At 62.4% G+C, this 23,140-nt stretch carries 26 protein-coding genes; 10 read left to right on the forward strand and 16 right to left on the reverse strand.

All coding sequences use genetic code 11. From position 1 onward, the window contains the following. Positions 1-31: 31 nt before the first annotated feature. Positions 32-1,228: a DUF885 domain-containing protein gene (locus BJD99_RS06970; protein WP_179142224.1), complete on the reverse strand. Its 1,197-nt coding sequence runs from the start codon at positions 1,226-1,228 to the stop codon at positions 32-34. Between the two features lie 169 nt (positions 1,229-1,397). On the opposite strand from BJD99_RS06970, the gene coaA reads away from it, so the two are divergent. Continuing rightward, on the forward strand, positions 1,398-2,321 hold the full coding sequence (gene coaA / locus BJD99_RS06975; RefSeq protein WP_084346084.1) for a type I pantothenate kinase: 924 nt from the start codon (positions 1,398-1,400) through the stop codon (positions 2,319-2,321). Positions 2,322-2,329: 8 nt separating this feature from the next. Here the strand turns inward: coaA and BJD99_RS06980 are convergent, their stop codons facing one another. After that, entirely contained in the window at positions 2,330-3,112 is a 783-nt protein-coding gene (locus BJD99_RS06980) for an isoprenyl transferase (RefSeq protein WP_084346085.1), read from the reverse strand. Between the two features lie 126 nt (positions 3,113-3,238). Here BJD99_RS06980 and BJD99_RS06985 point away from each other — a divergent pair, with 126 nt between their 5' ends. After that, positions 3,239-3,904 carry a hemolysin III family protein gene (locus BJD99_RS06985; RefSeq protein WP_084346086.1) on the forward strand — a complete coding sequence of 222 codons (666 nt, stop codon included), beginning with the start codon at positions 3,239-3,241 and terminating at the stop codon, positions 3,902-3,904. A 6-nt stretch (positions 3,905-3,910) separates the two neighbouring features. Here BJD99_RS06985 and BJD99_RS06990 read toward each other — a convergent pair whose 3' ends face one another. Genes BJD99_RS06990 through mca form a run of 3 tightly spaced genes read right to left on the reverse strand, consistent with a single transcriptional unit; the run spans position 3,911 to position 7,071 of the window. Further along, complete coding sequence (locus tag BJD99_RS06990; protein WP_084346087.1) at positions 3,911-5,920, reverse strand: thioredoxin domain-containing protein; 2,010 nt, start codon at positions 5,918-5,920, stop codon at positions 3,911-3,913. 2 nt (positions 5,921-5,922) lie between these two features. Then, the gene (locus BJD99_RS06995; protein ID WP_084346088.1) at positions 5,923-6,195 is read right to left on the reverse strand and encodes a hypothetical protein; all 273 of its coding nucleotides are present in this window, start codon (positions 6,193-6,195) and stop codon (positions 5,923-5,925) included. Further along, complete coding sequence (gene mca, locus BJD99_RS07000; RefSeq protein WP_179142225.1) at positions 6,196-7,071, reverse strand: mycothiol conjugate amidase Mca; 876 nt, start codon at positions 7,069-7,071, stop codon at positions 6,196-6,198. 136 nt (positions 7,072-7,207) lie between these two features. On the opposite strand from mca, the gene BJD99_RS07005 reads away from it, so the two are divergent. From BJD99_RS07005 to BJD99_RS07015, 3 genes are all read left to right on the forward strand, one after another. Next, positions 7,208-7,630 carry a DUF4307 domain-containing protein gene (locus BJD99_RS07005; protein WP_084346090.1) on the forward strand — a complete coding sequence of 141 codons (423 nt, stop codon included), beginning with the start codon at positions 7,208-7,210 and terminating at the stop codon, positions 7,628-7,630. Positions 7,631-7,868: 238 nt separating this feature from the next. Beyond that, positions 7,869-8,363 (forward strand): transcription elongation factor GreA, encoded by a 495-nt coding sequence (greA, locus tag BJD99_RS07010; protein WP_084346091.1) that lies wholly within the window; start codon positions 7,869-7,871, stop codon positions 8,361-8,363. 106 nt (positions 8,364-8,469) lie between these two features. Next, positions 8,470-9,723: an acyl-CoA thioester hydrolase/BAAT C-terminal domain-containing protein gene (locus tag BJD99_RS07015; RefSeq protein WP_084346092.1), complete on the forward strand. Its 1,254-nt coding sequence runs from the start codon at positions 8,470-8,472 to the stop codon at positions 9,721-9,723. Here BJD99_RS07015 and BJD99_RS07020 read toward each other — a convergent pair. From BJD99_RS07020 to BJD99_RS07035, 4 genes are all read right to left on the reverse strand, one after another. Beyond that, a complete protein-coding gene (locus BJD99_RS07020) occupies positions 9,713-10,507 on the reverse strand; it encodes an ABC transporter permease (RefSeq protein WP_084346093.1) in 795 nt (264 codons plus the stop codon). The genes BJD99_RS07015 and BJD99_RS07020 overlap by 11 nt on opposite strands. Then, on the reverse strand, positions 10,504-11,472 hold the full coding sequence (locus tag BJD99_RS07025) for an ATP-binding cassette domain-containing protein (protein WP_084346094.1): 969 nt from the start codon (positions 11,470-11,472) through the stop codon (positions 10,504-10,506). The genes BJD99_RS07020 and BJD99_RS07025 overlap by 4 nt, the downstream gene beginning before the upstream one ends. A 216-nt stretch (positions 11,473-11,688) precedes the next feature. Continuing rightward, positions 11,689-12,903 (reverse strand): threonine ammonia-lyase, encoded by a 1,215-nt coding sequence (gene ilvA, locus BJD99_RS07030; protein ID WP_084346095.1) that lies wholly within the window; start codon positions 12,901-12,903, stop codon positions 11,689-11,691. Next, entirely contained in the window at positions 12,896-14,041 is a 1,146-nt protein-coding gene (locus BJD99_RS07035; RefSeq protein ID WP_084346096.1) for an NAD(P)/FAD-dependent oxidoreductase, read from the reverse strand. The genes ilvA and BJD99_RS07035 overlap by 8 nt, the downstream gene beginning before the upstream one ends. Before the next feature lie 126 nt (positions 14,042-14,167). Between BJD99_RS07035 and BJD99_RS07040 the strand changes: the two genes are divergently transcribed. From BJD99_RS07040 to BJD99_RS07060, 5 genes are read left to right on the forward strand one after another with little or no spacing between them, the layout of a single operon-like run. Next, the gene (locus tag BJD99_RS07040) at positions 14,168-14,611 is read left to right on the forward strand and encodes an Asp23/Gls24 family envelope stress response protein (protein WP_084346097.1); all 444 of its coding nucleotides are present in this window, start codon (positions 14,168-14,170) and stop codon (positions 14,609-14,611) included. Continuing rightward, on the forward strand, positions 14,608-14,910 hold the full coding sequence (locus BJD99_RS07045; RefSeq protein WP_084346098.1) for a hypothetical protein: 303 nt from the start codon (positions 14,608-14,610) through the stop codon (positions 14,908-14,910). The genes BJD99_RS07040 and BJD99_RS07045 overlap by 4 nt, the downstream gene beginning before the upstream one ends. Next, positions 14,907-15,092 carry a DUF2273 domain-containing protein gene (locus BJD99_RS07050; protein ID WP_084346363.1) on the forward strand — a complete coding sequence of 62 codons (186 nt, stop codon included), beginning with the start codon at positions 14,907-14,909 and terminating at the stop codon, positions 15,090-15,092. The genes BJD99_RS07045 and BJD99_RS07050 overlap by 4 nt, the downstream gene beginning before the upstream one ends. Continuing rightward, positions 15,085-16,020 (forward strand): DUF6286 domain-containing Asp23/Gls24 family envelope stress response protein, encoded by a 936-nt coding sequence (locus tag BJD99_RS07055; protein ID WP_256895532.1) that lies wholly within the window; start codon positions 15,085-15,087, stop codon positions 16,018-16,020. The genes BJD99_RS07050 and BJD99_RS07055 overlap by 8 nt, the downstream gene beginning before the upstream one ends. After that, positions 16,017-16,577 carry a hypothetical protein gene (locus BJD99_RS07060; protein WP_084346099.1) on the forward strand — a complete coding sequence of 187 codons (561 nt, stop codon included), beginning with the start codon at positions 16,017-16,019 and terminating at the stop codon, positions 16,575-16,577. The genes BJD99_RS07055 and BJD99_RS07060 overlap by 4 nt, the downstream gene beginning before the upstream one ends. Before the next feature lie 145 nt (positions 16,578-16,722). Here the strand turns inward: BJD99_RS07060 and tuf are convergent, their stop codons facing one another. The 7 genes from tuf to BJD99_RS07095 form a co-directional block, all read right to left on the reverse strand. Further along, positions 16,723-17,913 carry an elongation factor Tu gene (gene tuf, locus BJD99_RS07065; protein WP_084346100.1) on the reverse strand — a complete coding sequence of 397 codons (1,191 nt, stop codon included), beginning with the start codon at positions 17,911-17,913 and terminating at the stop codon, positions 16,723-16,725. 121 nt (positions 17,914-18,034) lie between these two features. Beyond that, positions 18,035-20,137 carry an elongation factor G gene (fusA, locus tag BJD99_RS07070; RefSeq protein ID WP_084346365.1) on the reverse strand — a complete coding sequence of 701 codons (2,103 nt, stop codon included), beginning with the start codon at positions 20,135-20,137 and terminating at the stop codon, positions 18,035-18,037. Positions 20,138-20,269: 132 nt separating this feature from the next. Beyond that, positions 20,270-20,740, reverse strand: a complete 471-nt coding sequence (rpsG, locus tag BJD99_RS07075; protein WP_072805598.1) for a 30S ribosomal protein S7 — start codon at positions 20,738-20,740, stop codon at positions 20,270-20,272. After that, on the reverse strand, positions 20,740-21,114 hold the full coding sequence (rpsL, locus tag BJD99_RS07080; protein ID WP_072805599.1) for a 30S ribosomal protein S12: 375 nt from the start codon (positions 21,112-21,114) through the stop codon (positions 20,740-20,742). The genes rpsG and rpsL overlap by 1 nt, the downstream gene beginning before the upstream one ends. Positions 21,115-21,420: 306 nt before the next feature. Then, complete coding sequence (locus BJD99_RS07085; protein ID WP_084346101.1) at positions 21,421-21,939, reverse strand: DUF3558 domain-containing protein; 519 nt, start codon at positions 21,937-21,939, stop codon at positions 21,421-21,423. Further along, entirely contained in the window at positions 21,936-22,454 is a 519-nt protein-coding gene (locus BJD99_RS07090; protein ID WP_084346366.1) for a DUF3558 domain-containing protein, read from the reverse strand. The genes BJD99_RS07085 and BJD99_RS07090 overlap by 4 nt, the downstream gene beginning before the upstream one ends. Before the next feature lie 53 nt (positions 22,455-22,507). Continuing rightward, entirely contained in the window at positions 22,508-23,137 is a 630-nt protein-coding gene (locus BJD99_RS07095) for a TetR/AcrR family transcriptional regulator (RefSeq protein WP_084346102.1), read from the reverse strand. Positions 23,138-23,140 lie beyond the last annotated feature (3 nt).

The raw sequence follows: 23,140 nt of genomic DNA on the forward strand, positions 1-23,140 counted from the left end.
AAATGAGCGCAGCAATGTGGGCGCCCTCAGTTTACGAGATGCGCAATTGCCCCGGTGTCAGCGGCTCGTCGAGGAGGCGTCCGAACAACGCCGATCGCTCGCTGACGGTCTTGCCCTGAGCCAACCAACCACCGAGAAGTTTGTAGCCCTCGACGTATGTGCTGCTGTAGGCACGCCACAACGGCGAGGACAAGAACTTCAGACTCTGCCGAGCACGCTTGGGCGATGCGAGGCCCCATTTTTCCAGGTACGCCGCGACGTCATCCTGACTCTTGTGTCGATCGTGCAGCAACAATGCCGCGTCCTGCCGCACCCCGAGCAGCTGGCCCGACGCCGTCGACAGTCGCTCGGCCTTGTCCCCGTCGAACCGCAGGCCGAGGTCGGCGTAGATTTCCTGCGCCCACAATCCCCACCCTGGTCCGACGATCGACTCGAGCGCCAGATCGGCAAGCCCCTCCGCCATCAGGCATTGCGGAGTGTTGACGAGAAACAAGGTCTGTTCCTGCTGCCCGGAACCGACCAGGCCCATCTCTTTCCGGCAATGCTCGGTGTGATGTCCGGGGTAAGCCTCATGCGCGATGAGGTGTGGGAGGTTCGCCATGTGCTGTTCGAGATCGGAGTTGATGGCCACGGTGGACTTGAAGTCACCGAGGTAATAGTTGAATCCTGACCACGGCTTGTCCCCCACCACCTCGTAACGCACCTGCTCGGTCTCGGGCAGTGAATACTCTGCTCGCACGAGATCACGCAAGGCACTCGAGAAGGCGTCGACACATTCCTGCAGTCGATCGGCCGGTATGACGTCTCCGGCGCGGTGAGCGGCCAATCGCTCGGCAAGCGAACCCGGACCCGACAACACCTCGTCCATCTTTCGGTGTGCCTGCACATAGTGGTCCTGATCCCCGGGTTCGATGCGGACATCGAAATATGCGAAGACCTCGTCGACGAAACCGATGTCTTCTCCTGCGAACTTGCGGCCCGAGCATTCCAGCGCGCGTAAGTGGACATCGATGAACTCGGCACGTTGCGCCGTCAGATCTGTGTTTGCCAGCTCGGCCCGCAGTGCGACGGCCTGCCGCGCGAGCGCAGCCGGATCGGGAGCGGGTGCATTCTCGGTCTGTCGACGCAACTCGGGGTCACCGGTGTACGCGTCGACGAAGCCCTCTTCGAGTCGGTCGAATTTCAGACCGAGTTGTAGATACTCACGGACGAGCGAATCGGCATTCATAAGATTCGACGATAGTGGCCGCAGTGAGATGAACGAACAGTGAACTACCCCGCCCGTGTGAGTATCAGTGGCACCAAGCACAATCTGAAGCCATGCGACTTCAGTGTCCCTCGTGCGCCTGGTGCGTACTCCCAGGTACGCACCAGGCACACGAGGTGTGTACCTCCGAATGAGCGAACCCAGCCCCTACGTCGAGTTCGATCGCGCCCAGTGGCGCACTCTTCGGCAGTCGACGCCACTGGTGCTCACCGAGGAAGAACTCGTCGGCCTCCGCGGCTTGGGTGAGCAGATCGATCTCGAAGAAGTCGCCGAGGTGTATCTACCTCTGGCTCGACTCATTCACCTTCAGGTCGCCGCACGGCAACGGCTGTTCGCGGCCACGGCAACATTTCTCGGCGAGAAGCACCCGGATCGTCAGGTGCCCTTCGTCATCGGAGTCGCCGGCAGTGTCGCGGTCGGAAAGTCGACGACGGCCCGAGTTCTGCAAGCACTCCTCGCGCGGTGGGATCACCATCCACGCGTCGACCTGGTCACCACCGACGGCTTCCTGTATTCGACGACAGAGTTGATGCGTCGCGGCATCCTGCACCGCAAGGGATTTCCCGAGAGCTACGATCGGCGCAAGCTGCTCCGCTTCGTCACCGAGGTGAAGTCGGGAGCCGAAGAGGTTGCCGCACCGGTCTATTCGCACGTGTCCTACGACATTCTGAAGGGCCAGTTCCACATGGTTCGTCAGCCGGACATTCTCATCGTCGAAGGCCTCAACGTTCTGCAGACCGGTTCACGTTTGATGGTGTCGGATCTGTTCGACTTCTCGATCTACGTCGACGCCAGAATCGAGGACATCGAACGCTGGTACGTGAAGCGCTTTCTCGCGCTGCGTAAGACGTCGTTCGCCGATCCCGACGCGCACTTCCATCACTACGCGAATCTGCCCGACGAGCACGCACGCATGGCGGCCGAGGATCTCTGGCACTCGATCAATCTGCCGAATCTCGTCGAGAACATTCTGCCGACGCGTCCTCGGGCCACGATGGTGCTGCGCAAGGACAGCGATCACGCCATCAACAGGCTCCGATTGCGCAAGTTGTAGATCGGTAGTCAGATTCCGAATCTGCGATGCCTGGCTGCATAGTCACGCAGTGCTCGAAGGAAATCGACTCGGCGGAATTCGGGCCAGTACGCCTCGGTGAACCAGATTTCCGAGTACGCGCTCTGCCACAGCAGAAATCCGGAGAGCCGTTGTTCACCCGAGGTGCGAATCACCAGATCAGGATCGGGCTGGCCGGAGGTGTAGAGGTGAGTATCGATGCCGTCGACGTCGATGGATTTCACCAAGTCGTCCCCGGTGAGTCCCTCGGCAATCTTCTCCCTCACCAATAACTGCACTGCGTCGGCGATTTCTTGACGACCGCCGTAGCCCACTGCGACGTTGACATGCGTTCCGGTTCGCCCCGCGGTATGAGCGGCGGCCTCTTCGAGCCTGCGCGCCGTCGACGGTGGAAGGAGCTCGAGGGTGCCGACGATCTTGACTCCCCAATTCTGCTCGGGTCCGCAAATCTCCTCGACGACGTCGGTGATGATCTCGAGCAGTGAATCGAGCTCGTCCGGGTCGCGGGACAGATTCTCGGTCGAGAGTAGATAGATGGTGGCCATCTCGATTCCCGCGGCGTCGCACCAACCGAGCATCTCGGCGATCTTCAGTGCACCCATGCGATGCCCGTGCGCGACGTCGGTGAAGCCGTTCTCACGTGCCCAGCGGCGATTTCCATCACACATCACTGCAACGTGACGAGGATGCCGCATGCCGTCGAGCTGCATGAGCAAGCGCCGCTCGTACACGTTGTACAGCACGTTACGTACGTTCGTCGGGAGAATTTTCACCGAGACATCACCACAGTCGGATCACCACGGAGCACAACCTTACGCCGACGAAACGAAGCTACTCGCCGGTAGAGTACGGACCGAACCTACGGTTGCGTAAGTTCGGAGTCGAGAGGAAGTGATCGCATGACGATGTTCGGGATCGACCAACTGCCCGCGAAACCTCGGATGCGCGGGTGGATTCATCTCTATGCTTTCGCGGTCTCCGTCGTGGCGGGCATCGTCCTGGTCACGTTGGCCTTCAGCTTGGTCTCCGTCAGTGCCGGAATCGCTACCGCGGTCTACGCGAGCACTGTCTGCGGTGTCTTCGGCGTCAGCGCTACTTACCACCGAATCCATTGGAAAACCCCGGCCTCTCGCACGTGGATGAAGCGTGCCGATCACTCGATGATCTTTCTGTTCATCGCCGGCAGCTACACGCCATTCGCCGTACTCGGACTCCCGGCAGCAACGGGCAAGACCCTGCTGATCGTCGTCTGGATCGGCGCCCTCAGCGGGGTCGCACTCAAGATGCTGTGGCCTCTCGCACCCGTCTGGGTGGGCGTGCCGCTGTACCTGATTCTCGGCTGGGCCATCGTGCCGGTCGCACCGACGCTCATCCAGCAAGTGGGCTTCGCACCGTTCATCCTGTTGCTCGTCGGCGGTATCCTGTACAGCGTCGGAGCCGTCCTGTACGCGACGAAATGGCCCAATCCCTGGCCCACTACGTTCGGGCACCACGAGTTCTTCCATGCGGCCACGGTGCTTGCTGCGATCTGCCACCTCGTCGCCGTGTGGTTGGTGCTGTTCTAGCCAGGGTCAGCGCTGCAATGCGGCGATGAGCTCGACCTCGGTGGTGACGGGGCGATCGCACACGAATCCGCGACACACGTACGCCGCCTCGTTGCCAGCGATCATCGGCCGACCCGCCAGTAGCGCGCTGGAATTCTCCGCTCCGGCCATGATCGTCGTACCCCCGGGAGCGTGGGCGCGAGCAACGGCGAGCAGCCTGCTGTTCCCGACACTCGACACGGCCACCTGCAAGGGTCCCCGCACCGAAGCCTCGGCGACGGTGAGCCAGTGGCCTCCCGATCGCGGTGCCCGTTCCAGAATCAGAGCCGCACGGGCGAGCCCCGCCGAGGCGAGCTCTCCGTATCGAGCCGACACTTCGGGCGGCACAAGCGCCTCTGCCGTCAGAAGAGCCTCCGTCACCGTCGATGCTCCCGACGGGGTTGCATTGTCGAGTGGGTCTCGCGGCCTCGTCACCAATACTTCGGCGTCATCGGCGGTATCGAACCAACTGCCGGGATGATCCGGGTCGGCGAAGTGTTCGATCGCAGCGTCGAGAATCGCCTGCGCCCGAATCGACCAGATCTCCTCTCCGGTGGCCTGGAAAAGTGCCAGCGAGGCGACGGCGAGGCAGGAGTAGTCCTCGAGCACACCCGTTGCGACGCCGACGTGGGTGCCGAGCGAGGCGCGTCGCAGTCGTCCGTTCTCGAAGTGCGTCGCGAAGAGTTGTTCACCGCAGGCGACGGCGGCGTCGACCCACTCCGAACGTCCCAGCCCCGCGCCCACTTCGGCGAGTGCTGTGATTGCCAGGCCGTTCCACGCGGTGACCACCTTGTCGTCGCGGCCTGGTTGTGGGCGCTGATCCCGAACCGAAAGCAACAGTTCGGCCACGCGCCGGTACCGCTCGAGATCGTCAGGATCCTCGGGCAACTGCAGAACCGACATGCCCGCTTCGAATGTCCCTGCGCTGTCGACGACGAACATGCCTGCAGCCCAGACGCCATCTTCGAATCCGAGAACGTCCACGAGCTGTTCCGGTGTCCACGCGTAGGTCGATCCCTCCACACCGTCGGTGTCGGCATCGAGCGCGGAGGCGAAACACCCATTGTCGGTTCGCAGTTCGCGTAGCAGAAAGCCCGCGGTCGCCTCGGCTACGCGAACAGCCAGCGGATCCCCCGTCACCCGGGCGAGGTGCCCGTACAACCGAAGTAGAAGCGCGTTGTCGTAGAGCATCTTCTCGAAGTGCGGCACGACCCATTCCGCGTCGACCGAGTAGCGCGCGAACCCGCCACCGATCTGGTCGTAGATTCCGCCGCGAGCCATCGCGGCCGCGGTGCGTTGGACCGTCTCGAGTGCCGCCGCCGAACCAGTGCGCTCGTGATGACGCAGCAGACCTTCCAACAGTGCACCCGGCGGAAACTTCGGTGCCCCGCCGAAACCACCACGATCGACGTCTTCGTCCGCGAGTACCGAGGCCACGGCGTCCGCCATCAGGTCGGAGTCGATCGGACGCTCCGATGTCGGCATCTGCCCCGAATTGTTTCGGAGGGCCGCAACGATCGCAGCGGATGCGTCGAACACTTCTTCCCGACGCGTACTCCAGGTGTCCGATATCGCGGTCAGCAATTGCTCGAACGAGGGCGTTCCACCGCGCGGTCTCGGCGGGAAGTAAGTGCCGCAGTAGAACGGTTCGGCGTCGGGCGTCAGAAAGCACGTCATCGGCCAGCCGCCCTGACCCGTCATCGCCACGGTCGCGTTCATGTAGACGGCGTCGAGGTCGGGCCGCTCCTCACGATCGACCTTGATACACACGAAGTTGGCGTTCATCAGCGCCGCGACCGTCTCGTCCTCGAAGGATTCGTGCGCCATCACGTGACACCAGTGACAGGCCGAATACCCGATCGAGAGCAGAATCGGCACATCGCGTTCTACTGCAGAGTTCAACGCCTCGGGCGACCATTGCTGCCAATGCACCGGATTGTCCGCATGCTGAAGCAGGTAGGGACTGGTCGATACTCCGAGTGCGTTGGCACCGAGCACGGCTAAGTCTCGTCCTTGTCGGCCCGCTTGTCCCCAGTCGACGTCTTCGTCGGATCCACCGTCAGCGCGCCGCGATCGGTCCCCTCGTCGAGTTCTTGATCAGGCCGCGGGTCTTCCTTCTCGAAAGTTTCGGGAAGCTTCTTGATCTGTTTGTTCATCGACCAGATCAGCAGGGCTGTACCGACGAGAAGTGCGACGATGATCACGAGCCCGACGGGCGAGGATTTACCGAACTCCGGGCCGGTCGGCTGCTGGGCCAATAGCGAGATGATCACTCAGACCTCCTTCGTTTCGATGCCGGCGAACAAATCGGTTTCGGGCAACGACGTCTTGACCCGCGTCTTCGCCAATTCGAACTCTTCGGTGGGCCAGAGCTTGCGCTGCACATCGACAGGTACGGCGAAGAACACCCCGTTCGGATCGATCTGCGTCGCATGCGCCCGCAAAGCGTCGTCGCGCTGCTCGAAGTATGCGTCAGCAGTGACCTGAGTGGTAATTCTCTCCATGATTTCGTCGCGGTCCGTGGTCCACCGTTTCAACCAGTCGGCGAATGGGCTCTCTTCGCCGCGGTCGACGAACCAGTCGTTGAACAGTTGCATCCGTTTACGAAGGAAACCGTGCGAGTAATAGAGCTTGAGTGGCGTCCATGGTTCCCCGGCATCGGGGAACTTCGTGGGATCACCTGCGGCTTCGAAGGCCGCAACCGATACCTCGTGACACCGAATGTGGTCCGGGTGCGGGTATCCGCCCTTCTCGTCGTACGTGGTCATCACGTGCGGCTTGAATTCGCGGACAACCTTGACCAGTGCCTCGGTGGACTCCTCGAGTGGAACCAGCGCAAAGCACCCCTCGGGCAGCGGGGGCAGCGGGTCGCCCTCGGGCAAACCCGAATCGACGAAACCGAGCCAGTGTTGGCGTACCCCGAGAATGCGGGCAGCCTCAGCCATCTCTTCCCGCCGCACTTCCTCGATGCGATCGTTCACACCGGGGATGTCCATCGCCGGATTGAGGATGTCTCCCCGTTCACCACCGGTCAACGTCACGACCAGGACATCGTTGTTCTCGGCGGCATACCGAGCCGTCGTCGCTGCGCCCTTGCTCGATTCGTCGTCGGGATGGGCGTGCACCGCCATGAGCCGTAGTCCGGACACGTTCTTTCCTCACCTCAGCTTCGCCTGCTTCTTCCCTACACATATAGTTCCACTTGGCGCCGACACAACGCGCACCGGCTGCCGTAGATCCACCAGCGAACACCGAGTTCCCCCGACCTTCACGACGAAAGCATGCATGACTTCCACGCTCCCCGAAGGCCGTTATCCCGCGTCGACGTCACGATCGATGTCCCGTCGCACCAAGAACCTGCTGCTTATCGTGGTGCTCCTCGCCGGCCTGGGGATCGCATACATCGGGTACGTGAAGTTTTCGGTGAAGGACATCGAGGGAACAGCCCTCGCGTTCGACCTGCTCGACGATTCCACCGTCTCCATTCGTTTCAGCGTCACGCGCGCAGATCCGCAGGACGACGCGGTCTGTATCGTGCGGGCGCGTTCGCGTGACGGATCGGAAACCGGACGCCGCGAAGTACTCGTACCCGGCTCGGACGCACGCGAGGTCGAGGTAAAGTCGGAGATACGTACTTCTCAACCGCCCGCCGTCGGCGACATCTACGGATGCAGCCTGAAAGTCCCCGATTATTTGCGTGCAGGCTGACCTAGCGCCTGCTCGTGGTAAGATCGGCCGGTACACGGTTCCGCTTTGGAGCCGTGTATTGCTGCATTGACGGCCAGGGCGGCACTGTGGCTCGCGGCTGACGCTGCGCTCCAGTGGCTCGAGAAACGGGCCTACAACGCCTGGGAATCTGCACATTGCAATCCCCAGGTTCGCCGCGTGCGCCGTCCGCATAAAACGGGGAGTCCACCGCGACTTCTACTACAAGGGAGTGATCGAGATGACCGAGACCCAGGTGACCTGGCTTACCCAGGAGTCCCACGACAGGCTCAAGAGCGAACTCGACCAACTCATTTCCAATCGTCCGATCATCGCCGCCGAAATCAACGAGCGACGCGAAGAGGGCGATCTGAAAGAGAACGGCGGCTACCACGCTGCACGCGAGGATCAGGGCCAGCAGGAAGCCCGTATTCGCCAGCTGCAGGAACTGTTGAACTCCGCCAAGGTCGGCGAGGCGCCCACCCAGTCCGGTGTAGCTCTGCCCGGGTCCGTGGTGAAGGTCTACTACGACGGTGACGAGTCCGACGCCGAGACTTTCCTCATCGCCACCCGCGAAGAGGGTTCCACCGACTCCAAGCTCGAGGTCTACTCCCCTAGCTCTCCGCTGGGTGGTTCACTCATCAACGCCAAGGTCGGCGACACCCGCCAGTACACGCTGCCGAACGGCAAGATCATGAAGGTCACGCTCGTCAGCGCAGAGCCTTACCACTCGTAGACATTCGTCTCGGTTCAGTCGAGTTTCCCCGGTCGGTAGTCATCCGACCGGGGAAACTTGCGTTATAAGACCGACACCGAACGCGGTCGCGGCGCACACTTGGACAATGGATGCCGTGTCCCTGCAGGTCGACCCAGTCGAGGGCCCAATCGACGGCCCCACCACCTTTCGTGTCCTGGGCGTTGCACCCGGCCTTCCAGTCCATCTCGATGTCGCGACGGTGGATGCGAACAACCACCACTGGGTGTCACATCAGGATTACAACATCGATGCCGAAGGTCGGCTGTTGATCACCGACCCCGATCGCCCCTGGTGGAATATGTTCTTCGTCGACGAAGGCGTCGTACCGGTCAGCTTCGCCGGGTCGGACGGCGGGCTCGACTATCGAATCTCGGTGCACGCAGTGGAGGGCTCGTCCAGCACCACAGTGCGTCGCACCTGGGGCGGAGATCTGGTTCGCGAGGATCTCGCGGGCGTCGGGTGGCGACTGCGGATTTATCTGCCCGATACCGGCGACGACGCACTGGCCGGGGTCATAGTTCTCCCCGACACCACAGGCGCACGACCGGCAGCGCCTACCGCAGCGCTGCTCGCCTCACATGGATACGTGGCAGCCGTGCTGTCCTATATGGACGACACCGGGCTCCCCGAGCAGTTCGAGGAAATACCGGTAGAAGCGATCGCCGCTGGAATGGCAGCTTTCGCCGGGCATCAACGTGTCGACGCACATCGCATTGCGGTCTACTCATGCTCGGTCGGGGTGTCGGTGGCCTTGTCCGCTTTGGCCCGCACTCCAAGCCTTCCGGTGCGCGGCGTCATCGCGATGTCACCCTCCCATGTCGTCCTGCAAGCCCGGTGCAAAGGTGGACCTCCGCCCCGTACGTCTTCGCTGACCGTCGGCGGTGAACCGTTGCCGTACATGCCCATTCGAAGCGAACGACTCATTGGGCAGCTGATCAGGACGGCGGTCCGACGGGTCTTTTCGACCGGCCCGACCTCGCAAGCGCTATCGCTACGACCCGCGTACGCTGCCGGGCTGAAAAACGACAAAGATGTCTACGACGCGACCATCCCAGTCGACAGGATCGACGCTCCGCTGCTGGCGATCGCCGGCGATGACGACGCGGCGTACCCGTCCGACCGGATGGCGCGCGCGTTGATCGCAAGACGCAAACGCAATACGGACCGGTTGCTGATCCTGCCGAATGCCGGTCACGTTCTGCGTCCCCCCGCAACGCCCACGACCGTCGACCGGAACTACGACGCTGTGTCCGGTGGAACGCCCGCGGGCACCGCGAAGGCGCAGCGCCGGATGTGGACCGAGGTACTGGATTTCCTCGAGGCCAGCCTCAAGCAGTAAGCGTTCTCTCGTACTTACGCACCGACAACGGCACGAAGACCACCAGCAGCACGACGACCCAGATGAGCGTATAAAGCACTGGGTTCTGCAGTGGCCACACATCCGGCGGCGGCGCCAAAGGACTTGTGTTGCCGAACAACTCGCGTACCGCCTGGACGGTCGAGGAAATCGGATTCCATTCGGCGATCGCTTTGAGCACCGGCGGGAAGCCGTCGATGGGCACGAAGGTGTTCGCGATGAAGGTTACGGGGAATATCACGATGAACGACGCATTGTTGAAGATCTCCGGTGACCGCACTGACAGCCCGACGAACGCCATCACCCACGAGATCGAGTAAGCGAACAGCAGCAGCAGAACGTACCCCGCCAAAGCCTCGAAAAACGACGTCGTAATACGCCAGCCGACGATCAAGCCAGTGATCGACATGATCGTGATGGTCACCAAGTTGTTGCCCACGTCGGCGGCAGTTCGCCCGATGACCACAGCCGAGCGTGCCATCGGCAGCGAACGGAACCTGTCCATCACGCCCTTTTGCAGATCCTCTGCCAGCGAAGATCCGGTGATCGTGGCACCGAAGATCATCGTCTGAACGAAGATGCCACCCATCAGGAAGCTCTTGTAGTCGCCGCCGCCCGGAATGTCGACGGCACTGCCGAACACGTATGCGAACAGCAGGACGAACATGATGGGCGACAGCGTCGCGAAGACCAGCAGATCCGGAACCCGCTTGATCTTGATCAGATTGCGCTTGCCGATGATCAGCGAATCGCGCACTACACTCATTTGTCTACCTCCACTGCAGCGTCCGACACGGTCGCATGGCCGGTGAGACTGAGGAACACATCGTCCAGGTTGGGGCGCCGCAAACCGACGTCGACCACAGAGATAGCCGCTTCGCGCAGCTTCAACAGGGCTGTCGTCAAGTCGTCCGCGCCACCGTCGACCGACATGACGATTCGGCGTGCCTGCGCGTCCCACTGCGGTTCGTCGACCCCGAGCGGAGCCAACAATTCATGAGCGCGTGCCCGATCGTCAGGATCGGTGAGTACGAACTCGAGACGCTCACCGCCGACCTGCGCCTTCAGCTGATCAGCGGTGCCCTCGGCGATGATCGACCCCTTGTCGAGGACGATGATCTTGTCGGCCAACCGGTCTGCTTCCTCCAGGTACTGCGTGGTCAGCAGAATGGTCGTGCCGTCCTTGACCAGATCGGAGATGAAGTCCCACATGCCGATTCGGCTGCGAGGATCGAGACCGGTCGTAGGCTCGTCGAGAAACAGCACCCGCGGCCGACCGATGAGACTGGCAGCGATGTCGAGGCGTCGACGCATACCGCCCGAATACTGCTTGGCTGTGCGGTCGCGAGCATCGAGCAGATCGAATCGTTCCAGCAGAGTGTCCGCGCGCGAGCGCGCCTCGGCCTTCTTCAGCCCGAACAGGCGACCGACCATCTCGAGATTCTCGTAACCGGTGAGGTACTCGTCTACCGCCGCGAACTGGCCGGTCAAACCGATGGTCGAGCGAACCTCGTCGGCCTGCTTGCCGACATCCAGGCCGAATACCTTCGCGGTTCCCGACGTCGCCTTCAACAACGTCGCCAAGATGCGAACCGCCGTCGTCTTGCCTGCGCCGTTCGGTCCCAGAACTCCGAGAACCGTTCCCTCCGGCACCGAGAAGCTGATCCCGTTGAGCGCGACGTTCTTCCCGTACTCGAGTACGAGGTTGTCTACTTCGACGGCATTTGCCACGACGTACCCTCCCCTGTCTTTGTCATGAACACGTACTTCTCGTTACTGCAGACACTGAGGTCTCGAACACTGCAGACTCTTGCCGCGTCGAAAACTAATCGGGCACGTTCGCCCACCCTGACAGCACGCTCGGATCGTACGGGCAGTCACCGACAAGTATCCGGGGAACAAGTACCGCTTGGCAGATTTGTCGGCGAACTCTTGCGCAGGCCGGTCCTACAGCGTGCCGACCCCGAATGCTGATGCGTCGAGTGCGTCGAGAATCTCCTGACGGTGAATCGGGCCTCGGGTTTCGACGGTGAGCAGGACTTCGACCTCCTCCAGGCCGAGCTGACCACCGGTCCTCGAGTGCACGACGTCGACGACGCTCGCACCAAGATTTTTGACGACCTCGAGCAAAGACAGCAGCCCGCCCGGTCGATCCGAAATCGTGACGCGGACAGCCAAGTATCGGCCTGCGGCGCGCAGTCCGTGGGTGATGACATGGGTCAGCAGCAGCGGATCGATGTTGCCGCCGGACAGGATCGCGCAGACCGGACCCCGAAGCTCGAGGTCGTCGCGGCTCATCAGTGCGGCCACCGCGGCTGCACCTGCAGGCTCGACGATGAGTTTGGCGCGTTCGATGCAGAGCAGCAACGCGCGCGAGAGTGCGTCCTCGCTGACGGTGACGACGGCGTCGACCCAGTCGGCCACGTGAGCGAACGGCACTGCGCCCGGTAACCCCACCGCGATGCCGTCGGCCATCGTGGACATCGATGCCGCTGCGATCGGATGACCCGCGCTGAGCGAAGCCGGCCACGCAGCCGCACCCTCGGCCTGCACCCCGATGATCCGCACACCTGGTTTGTGGAAATGAAAGGCAGCGGCGACGCCGGCCAGCAGACCGCCGCCCCCGGTCGGAACGAGGACGGTACCGACCTCGGGCATCTGCCCGAGCAGTTCGGTTCCGAGTGTCGCCTGCCCGGCAACGATGTCGGCATGATCGAACGGGTGTATCAGGACGGCGCCGGTCCGCTCCGCGAACTCACGCGCGTGGATCAGTGCCTCGTCGACGGTATCGCCGACGAGGTTCACCGTGGCACCGTAGGCCTTGGTGGCGACGAGCTTCGGCAGCGAGGCACCCGTAGGCATGAACACCGTCGAGGCGATGTTCAATTCGGTTGCAGCCCAGGCGACTCCCTGCGCATGATTGCCTGCACTCGCAGCGACGACTCCGTTGGCGCGCTCGGATTCGGTGAGTCGGGAGATCCGGTTGTACGCCCCGCGCGGTTTGAAGGAGCCGGTGCGCTGGAGGTTTTCGCACTTGAGACGCACTTCGTGACCGGTCAGGTCGGAGAGTATCCGCGACGCCACGACAGGCGTCCGACGCACGACAGGCGCGAGAACGTCCTCCGCGTCGGCGATATCACCGGCTGTGAGAAGTTCACTCAAAAGGCTGTCCGATCTTCGCGCGCATCTTCATCACTCCCCCAGCTTTCCCGGCACCGACAACAGCGGTAAGAATTCCGTCACGGAAGTAGTAGGCCAAGAACTTTCTGCCGTCATCATCGATGATCTTGACAGAATCGTCAGCAGAAGGTGTTCCGAGCGCTTGAATCTTCAGATCGTATTGGTCACTCCAGAAGTAGGGCACCTGCGGACGCGCCGGGGCTGCGTCGTGGCCGAGGATTGCGGGCACCATGACCCGGACCTGATCGCCGACGTTGCTCCAATGCTCGACCCGCTTATTCGCGTCACCGACGGTCCAGGCGGCGACATCGCCGACCGTCCACACATGTGGATCGCTCGTTCGTCCGACAGCATCCGCGGAGATGCCGTCGGCGATCTCGATTCCCGAGCTCGCCAGAAAGCCTGTGACAGGTATCGATCCCACACCGATCACTACGGTGTCGACCTCGATCTCGGTGTCATCGGTGAGCACGGCGTGGGTGACCCGATCGGATCCGCGCAGGGTCTTGATGCCGATGCCGGTCCTGAGGTCGACGCCCTCTTCCCGGTGCAATCGAGCAACGAGCTCGCCCACGTCGGCGCCGAGCACCGACCCGAGCGGTGTCTGTTGCGGTTCGACGATCACGACGTCGGCACCCGCGTGCCGGAGTCCTGCCGCAAGTTCACATCCGATGAAACCTGCACCGACGACAAGAGCACGGCTGCTGGATTCGACGTCTTTGCGTAACGCCGCAGCGTCGTCTCTCGAACGCAGCACGTGCACACCCGCCAGGTCCGGTAGCGAGGGAATCCGTCGCGGATGCAGGCCCGTCGCGATCACGAGTTCGTCGTAGGCCAGAGTCGATCCGTCGGCCAGTTCCACAGTCTGTGCGGCGGTATTCACTGCTACTGCAGCCGAGCCCAGGCGCAGTTCGATGCTGTGCTCCAGGAAGTACTCGGCAGGTTCGAAGGTGGTGTCCTCGCGTTCGCCGCGAATGACCTCCTTCGACAGTGGAGGTCTGTCGTACGGCAAATGGTTCTCGTCACCGACGAGCACGATGTCGCCGCCGTACTCGAGTTTGCGTAGTTCCTGGGCGGTCCGCAGACCTGCCAACCCTGCTCCAACGATCACAATTGCCATGACTGATCTTTACCAGACGGCGACTGTTTCGTCGCTGGCCGGCCGCTTCGGCTCTCCCAGACAACCCGCGCATGCCATGTTGTCTTTGTGTAGCCGCACCGGGGCGGCATCACTACGATCAGAGGTATGACCACAGACCCCAGGTTCGCTGCAGCGGGTTCGGCAGCACTGACCACCACGCAGGGGCGAACGATCATCGCCGATGCCGTCGTCGCAAAGATCGCCGGCATCGCCACCCGCGAGATCGACGGCGTCTACGACGTCGGTGGCGGCACAGCCAGAGCGGTCGGAGCTCTCCGCGATCGGATACCGGGTGCCCGGGTCAACCACAGCCAGGGAGTGGCCGTCGAGGTGGGCGAGAAGCAGGCCGCGATCGACATCGGCATCGTCGCCGAGTACGGCGTAGCGCTGCACGAGCTGGCCGCAGGTATTCGCCGCAACATCATCACTGCCGTCGAACGGATGACGGGCCTCGAGGTCACCGAGGTCAACGTCACCGTCTACGACGTCATGCTTTTCGACGACACCGAGACCGGACCTGATCCGGACCTCCGACCGCGTGTGCAGTGACCGCGCCACGCGAGATCGAACTCGCTGACACGGTCGCATCGATCACGCTGAGTATTGCGGGTGTCAGTGCACTGCATCCGGGCGAGTTCGGTGAGATCGCGACGTACCTGCCCGGTCGTAGGGTCGTCGGAATCCGGATCGACGTCGACGTCTGCGAGATCCATATCAGCGTCGAGTACCCCAGCGACGTGCACGCGGTCGCACGCGGAGTGCGTGATGCCGTCGGTCCACACGTGTCGGTCCCGATCGTGGTCACCGTCGAAGACGTCGCAACACAACCGACAGGGAGTCATCGATGACGTACACACTCGCGGGGTTGCTCACGGGGTTGCTGTTGGCGCTTGCTGGAATCATCGGCGGGTTCAGCGGATTCGTACTAGCGCTGTTCCTCGGGGCCGTCGGGGTCGCGATCGGTGCTCACCTCGATGGTCGACTCGACCTCACTACGTTGCTGCGTAGCCGCGGTCGCGGCCGTGGTTGATACAGACATCGCCGCAACGGCCGACACTGGCGGGCGAGGAACCCTCGTCATCAAGGAACGCGCCATCGAACGCGTGGCCGTCGCAGCGGCCCTGACCGTGCCGGCTGTCGTCCGTAGCGTCGGTGGGATATCACGCTTGACTGGCCGCGACCTGCCGCGCGCAGATGCATCGGTCGGCGAGTACTCGGTCTCGATCAACCTCTATGTGAGTCTGACGTGGCCGTGCCGAATCGCCGACGTCTCCGAGGCCGTCTACACCGAGGTTGCCCGTGCCCTCGACAACATCGTTGGCCTGCCCTTGTATCGGCTCAACGTCATGGTCGCAGCCACATCCGCCGGAGAACCTGTGGAACAACAGGTCTCGGACGACACGGCTGTTGAGGTACCTAGACCGCGCCCACCGACGGCAAGTCCGGCCGCACTCCCCGTCGCTGTTGTGCTCGCCTTCGGCCTGCTGGCACTGGCCTTCGTCGCAGGTCGAGAATTCTTGATCGTGCACGACACCATCGTCGGGGCTCCCTGGATTCGCAACACCGTCAACTGGATTTCCGAATTGCATTGGGCGCCATGGATGATCACCGCATCGGGAGCAGCGATAGTTGCCGGACTGATACTTCTCGTCATCGGAACCAAGCCCCGCACGCAGACGCACACCGGGGTTACGTCGCCGACATCGCCTTCGCCGATGGTATGGATGCGACCAACCGACGTCGCACGCATGTGCAGTGATCACGCAGGCGAAGTTCCCGGAGTCGAATCCGCTCGCACGACGGTCACGAAGAAGCGCATCACCGTCGAGGTACACCGAACCGAAGCAGGCGAAGACGAGGCGCTGACCGAAGCTGTCCGTGATGCTGTAGCACCGACGCTGTCGGTGCTGGCCGACGCCAGAGATACCCGAATCCGACTCCACCAGGCACGCAGATGAAGCGCGCAACTGCAGTCGTCGACCGCCTGCTCGTCGTTCTACTCGGCGTAGCGCTGCTCGCTGCCGGTGCATTCGCACTCGCCTGGTACTTCGACCTTCCGCTCGCGGTGCGCACACTGTCTCGATTCGACCGAGCCACGATCGCGGGACTACCTGCGCAGGATTGGTGGGAGGCAGCACTCGCCGCGACTGCCATCGTCAGCGCCATCGGTGCACTTGCACTGATTATCGGCAACCTGTCGCCGCGGCGCACCGGGACGATGCAGATCTACGCCGAGGAAGCCCTCGCGGTCCGAGTCGACCTCGGCGCACTGGCACGCGGGATCGCCGCTGATCTCTCGACCTTCCCTGAAGTCGAATCCTCCAGGGGCCGAGCTATCGACGACCGAGGGACCGCCACACTCGCGGTCACAGTGTCGGTATCGCCTGCCATCGACATCGACGCCTTCACACGGACCGTCGAGAAGAAGGCGGAGTTCATTGCCGAGTCCGTCGAAGGCGGAGCAGTCGCTCTTCGGATCCAGATGCATGTGAACGCTGCCGTGCCGTCCAAGTAGCGCACTGCGCGTGAATGATCCCTTGTAGCTATCTGATCGTATGAATGGACCATTCAAGCGGGGTGGTAGCGGGTACCAACCAACACACAAAAAGAGGCGCCCATCTCCTTGCGGAGATGGGCGCCTCTTCTCGAGTGAAGCTAAATCACTTGAGGATCTTCGTGACGCGACCGGCGCCGACGGTACGACCGCCCTCGCGGATAGCGAAACGCAGGCCCTCGTCCATGGCGACCGGCTGAATCAGCACGACGGTCATCTCGGTGTTGTCACCAGGCATGACCATCTCGGTGCCCTCGGGAAGGGTCACAACGCCCGTAACGTCCGTGGTACGGAAGTAGAACTGCGGGCGGTAGTTGTTGAAGAACGGCGTGTGACGGCCGCCCTCGTCCTTGGACAGGATGTAAGCGTTGCCCTCGAACTCCGTGTGGGGAGTCGTGGTGCCCGGCTTGATGACAACCTGTCCACGCTCGACATCTTCGCGCTTGATGCCACGAACGAGCAGTCCGACGTTGTCGCCGGCCTGGCCCGAGTCGAGCAGCTTACGGAACATCTCGATACCGGTGACCGTGGTCTTGGTCGAACCGGGGCGGATGCCGACGATCTCGACCTCTTCGTTGACGTTCACCGAGCCGCGCTCGATACGTCCGGTCACAACCGTGCCACGGCCGGTGATGGTGAAAACGTCCTCGACTGGCATGAGGAACGGCTTATCCGTCTCGCGGACAGGGTCCGGGACAGAATCGTCGACGGCCTGCATGAGCTCGAGAACGCTCTCGGCCCACTTGGGGTCACCCTCGAGTGCCTTGAGTGCGGACACCTTGATAACCGGTGCATCCTCGTCGAAGTCCTGCGCAGCGAGAAGCTCGCGGACCTCCATCTCGACGAGCTCGATGATCTCTTCGTCGTCGACCATGTCGGACTTGTTCAGGGCGACGAGGATGTACGGAACGCCGACCTGCTTGGCGAGGAGCACATGCTCACGCGTCTGCGGCATCGGGCCGTCGGTTGCCGCTACCACCAGGATTGCGCCATCCATCTGCGCAGCACCGGTGATCATGTTCTTGATGTAGTCGGCGTGGCCGGGCGCATCTACGTGTGCGTAGTGGCGCTTTTCGGTCTGGTACTCGACGTGGGAGATGTTGATCGTGATACCACGAGCCTTCTCCTCCGGAGCCTTGTCGATCTCATCGAAGGCCGAGGCCTCGTTGAGTTCCGGGTACTTGTCGTGCAGAACCTTGGTGATTGCTGCCGTCAGCGTCGTTTTGCCGTGGTCAACGTGACCGATGGTTCCGATGTTGACGTGCGGCTTCGTCCGCTCGAACTTCGCCTTCGCCACTATGTCCTCCTGGACTGATTGGTGCTTGCCGTTATGCAGCAGTGCGGTTGTCTCGTACAGCTCTTGTGAACTGCAGGGGTCGTGCGGTGTAACAGATACAGCGTGCCCAGCTAGAGAGAAATTATTCTCCGGTCGCCTTCGCGATGATTTCCTTGGCGACGTTCGCGGGAACCTCTGCGTAGGAATCGAACACCATGGAGTAGTTAGCGCGGCCCTGAGTCTTCGACCGAAGGTCTCCGATGTAGCCGAACATCTCCGACAGCGGAACCAGTGCCTTGACGATACGGGCACCGCTGCGTTCCTCCATGGCCTGAATCTGACCACGGCGGGAGTTCAAGTCGCCGATGACCTCACCCATGTAATCCTCGGGCGTGATGACCTCGACGGCCATGACGGGTTCGAGAATGACGGGGCCGGCCTTACGAGCGGCTTCCTTGAACGCTTGTGAGCCGGCGACCTTGAAGGCCATTTCCGACGAGTCGACGTCGTGGTACGCACCGTCGAGGAGCGTGAGCTTGACGTTGACCAGAGGGTATCCGGCGAGGACGCCGTACTGCATTGCGTCCTGTGCTCCAGCGTCGACCGAAGGGATGTACTCCCTTGGCACACGACCACCACTGACCTTGTTCTCGAATTCGTACGTCGCGCCGTCTTCGCCTTCGAAAGGCTCGAGCTTGATGACGACCTTCGCGAACTGGCCGGAGCCACCGGTCTGCTTCTTGTGGGTGTAGTCGTGCTTTTCGACCGTCTTGCGGATGGTCTCGCGGTAAGCCACCTGCGGCTTGCCGACGTTTGCCTCGACCTTGAACTCGCGACGCATACGGTCGACGAGGATATCGAGGTGGAGCTCGCCCATACCGCCGATGACGGTCTGGCCGGTGTCTTCGTCCAGCTTCACCGAGAAGGTTGGATCCTCTTCGGCGAGCTTCTGGATAGCTGTTCCCAGCTTCTCCTGGTCGGACTTGGTCTTGGGCTCGATCGAGACCTGGATGACCGGGTCAGGGAAGCTCATCGACTCTAGGATGACCTGGTTCTGCGGATCGCAGAGGGTGTCTCCCGTAGTCGTGTCCTTCAGACCGATCACGGCGTAGATGTGACCGACGGTGGCAGAAGGCACCGGGTTTTCCTTGTTGGAGTGCATCTGGAAAATCTTGCCCAGACGCTCCTTCTTGCCCTTGGTCGAGTTGACGACTTGAGCACCGGCGTCGACGCCACCCGAGTACACGCGGATGTAAGTCAGCTTGCCGAAGAAGGGGTGCGTCGCAATCTTGAATGCGAGAGCCGCGAACGGCTCTTCGATCGCAGGCTTGCGAGTGATCAACTTCTCTTCGTCGCCGACAGCGTGGCCGGTGACCGACTCGACGTCCAGCGGTGAAGGCAGGTAGTCGATGACCGCGTCGAGCATGGGCTGTACGCCCTTGTTCTTGAACGCGGATCCACAGAGAATCGGGTACAGCTCGCTGTTGATCGTCATCTTGCGGATGGCGCCCTTGATCTCGGCGACCGTGAGCTCTTCGCCGCCGAAGTGCTTCTCCAGAAGCGCCTCGTCGGACTCGGCCACAGTCTCGAGCAGCAACGTGCGGTACTCGTCGGCGCGCTCTTTGAGGTCTTCGGGGATCTCGATGGTCTCGTAGGTCTCGCCCAGCTTGGTTTCGCCGCGCCAGATCTTCGCGGTCATCTCGACGAGGTCGACGATGCCTTCGAATTCACTCTCGGAACCGATCGGCAACTGGATGACCAGCGGCTTGGCACCGAGGCGCTCGACGATGGTTTTCACCGTGTAGTAGAAGTCAGCGCCCAGCTTGTCCATCTTGTTGACGAAGCAGATACGCGGGACGTCGTACTTGTCTGCCTGACGCCACACCTGCTCCGACTGAGGCTCGACGCCCTCTTTGCCGTCGAATACGGCTACGGCGCCATCCAGCACGCGGAGTGAACGCTCGACCTCGACCGTGAAGTCGACGTGGCCGGGCGTATCGATGATGTTGATCTGGTTCTGGTTCCAGAAGCACGTGACAGCAGCGGACGTGATGGTGATGCCACGCTCCTGCTCCTGCTCCATCCAGTCTGTCGTCGACGCACCGTCGTGCGTCTCACCGATCTTGTAGTTCACCCCGGTGTAGAACAGGATGCGCTCGGTGGTAGTGGTTTTACCGGCATCGATGTGGGCCATGATGCCGATGTTGCGGACCTTGTTAAGGTCGGTCAGCACTTCCTGTGCCACGGAATTCATCCCGTCTTATAAGTCGAAGAGGTGGGGCTGGTCCAGCGCTGCAGTTCTCGCACGGGGCCAGGTACTAGGTAAAGCGCCGGTGAGATGCGGAGGCTATGAAGCTCCGCACCCTCCCGACAAGTATCACCAGCGGTAATGCGCGAACGCCTTGTTGGCTTCTGCCATCTTGTGCGTGTCCTCGCGACGCTTCACAGCGGCACCGAGGCCGTTGCTGGCGTCGAGCAACTCGTTGGCGAGACGCTCGACCATCGTCTTCTCACGACGAGCACGCGAGAAGGTGACCAGCCAGCGCAATGCCAACGTGGTGGAACGGCCGGGGCGAACCTCGACGGGCACCTGGTAGGTGGCGCCACCGACGCGACGGCTGCGAACCTCGAGGGCCGGCTTGACGTTGTCGAGTGCACGCTTGAGCGTGACGACGGGGTCGGTGCCGGTCTTCTCGCGCGCCTGCTCGAGTGCCTGGTAGACGATGCGCTCAGCGGTCGACTTCTTGCCGTCGATGAGGATCTTGTTGACGAGCTGCGTGACCAACGGGGAACCGTAAACCGGGTCGTTGATCAGCGGCCGCTTGGGTGCTGGGCCCTTGCGTGGCATTAGCTCTTCTCCTTCTTGGCGCCGTAGCGGCTGCGAGCCTGCTTGCGGTTCTTGACGCCCTGGGTATCGAGCGAGCCGCGGATGATCTTGTAGCGCACACCCGGGAGGTCCTTCACACGACCACCGCGAACGAGCACCATGGAGTGCTCCTGCAGGTTGTGGCCTTCACCGGGGATGTAGGCAGTGACCTCGACCGCACTGGTCAAGCGCACGCGCGCGACCTTACGGAGAGCGGAGTTCGGCTTCTTCGGAGTGGTTGTGTACACGCGAGTGCACACGCCACGACGCTGTGGGCTTCCCTTGAGGGCAGCGGTCTTGAGCTTCCGCACCTTATCGGTGCGACCCTTGCGGACCAGCTGGTTGATAGTTGGCATGAACCGGCTTTCTTCGTGTTACGAGTCTCATCTTGATCGAGACTCAGGGATCTAGCAGTTGGAGCAAGAGAACACTGCTCCTCACCCTTACTACCTCCGCGGGTCTCTTGCACCCCGCGGTCGGGTGTGTCGCATACCCCCACACGGCAGCCGTATCGCTTGCTCGAAATCCGAACATGAGCACGGCTGTACCTCGCATAGGCACACAGACGGCCCGGGCATGCCGGACACGACGCATTACGATACCCGGCGGCGTTGCCTCGGGTCAAAACGACCCCCGCTGTGCTACCGGCTGGGCTTGGACATCTACTGACTCAGGTCGAGAGTCAGTTCCATCAACTCGGTCGCTGCCGCACAAGGGTCCGGATGGCCCGACCCTGGCAGGTACTGAACCCACCACCCGACGATGCCTGCGTCGGGCCCGCCTGCTGTGACACCGCACGAGTCGGGATCCTGGGGTGGCTGGCTGCGAATTGCGTTGCGTCCCTTCACCGAAATGTCGGTAACGCTGTACATCATCTTCTCGTTGGTTTTGCGTTCGATGGCCAACGATCCGTTCTCGAACCAGTTGGATGTCACCTTCACGATGCCGTTGGGTCCACTGACGTCCCAGCGGCAGATGGCTCCGAAGAATCCACGGGCGATGGCGTCGCCGCCGACGGTTGCCGCGATCTGGTCGTCGAGAACCCAATCGCATTCGGTCAGCAGGTTGGGCAGATCCCCGCCTCCCGAGCCGTCGAAACTTGCCGCCCGCGGAGTCCCCTGCACCGTTGTGCTGCAGCCGGCGAGCAGGAGGGCTGTCGCCAGAATCAACGCTCTCTTCATTGGGCCCTCTCCACCGTCAGGGACGCGAGTTGCTCGGCGACACCGCACGGATCGGCCGACGGTCGCATATCCCCGTACGAGACCGACCAATGTATGAAGTCCTTGCCGAATTGCACGCCGACTTCGCACAGAGAGCCCTCCGTGGCGGCGGAGAATCCGGGGTGCCCGTCGATCTCGATGTCCTCGGCCGGCCTGCCGATCAATTCCGATCCGGACCGCTCCCTGTCGATGGGGCTGCCCCGATACCAGGAGAAGCTGACCGACGGCCCGGAGAAACCCGCAACCTCCCACTCGCATCCCACCGAGTTACGGGTGATCATCGTGAACGCCGTCACCGCGAACGCTCCACGCACTTCCTCGTCCGCGACCGAACCGCACTGGCCGAAGAACGGTCCGGACTCGCCGGCGGAGGCCTCTACCGAATCCTGGCTCGACGGGGCAGCGTCGTCACCGGTTCCGCAGCCGGCCAGCAGCATGCCGCACACTGCCACGCCGATGGCCACTCTCCCCCGCATGCCCAGGACTCTACTGAAGCGTTCGCCGAAGGACATACTCCGAGAATCGACCCTCATGTATGGACGGAGGCCGTGTCGTCCTGGCGAATCCGTAGGGACGCGTCGAGCACGCCGGACCAGGCCCGAACGATCTCGGCGCGGCGTCGCGAGTCGTCGCTGAGCACATCGGCCAACCCCAAGCCGCGGGCCAAGTCGAGCGTCGCCTGTACCAACCGGTGGGTCTGAGGATCGCGATCATCGGCGCCGAGATGCGCGACGGCAGTGCGATGTGCGACGCGACCGAACTTCTCCTCGAGTGGCAAGACCCTTGCGCGCATCTCCGGATCCGCGGCAGCCGCGGTCCACACCTGCAACGCTGCCTTGAAAAGTGGGCCGGTGTAATAGTTCACCAGCCGATCCACCACGGCCTCGGTTCGGGCCGGCCCGATCGGCAGGGCCACCGATTCGCGTCCGGCGTGCTCCATTCGGGTATCGAACATGTACTCGAGGGCCGCGGTGATCAGGTCTTCACGCGTCGGGAAGTGGTGTTGGGTGGCACCGCGGGACACCCCTGCTCGTTCTGCCACGACGGCTACCGTGGTGCTGCCCCAGCCCTGCTCGGCGAGTGAGTCGATCGTTGCTTCGAGCAACCGCAACCGCGTGGCCCTACTTCGGTCCTGCTTGGGTTCACGCGGCGACGCCATCTT

This window comes from Rhodococcus sp. 1163 (assembly GCF_002091985.1).
Lineage (GTDB): Bacteria > Actinomycetota > Actinomycetes > Mycobacteriales > Mycobacteriaceae > Rhodococcoides.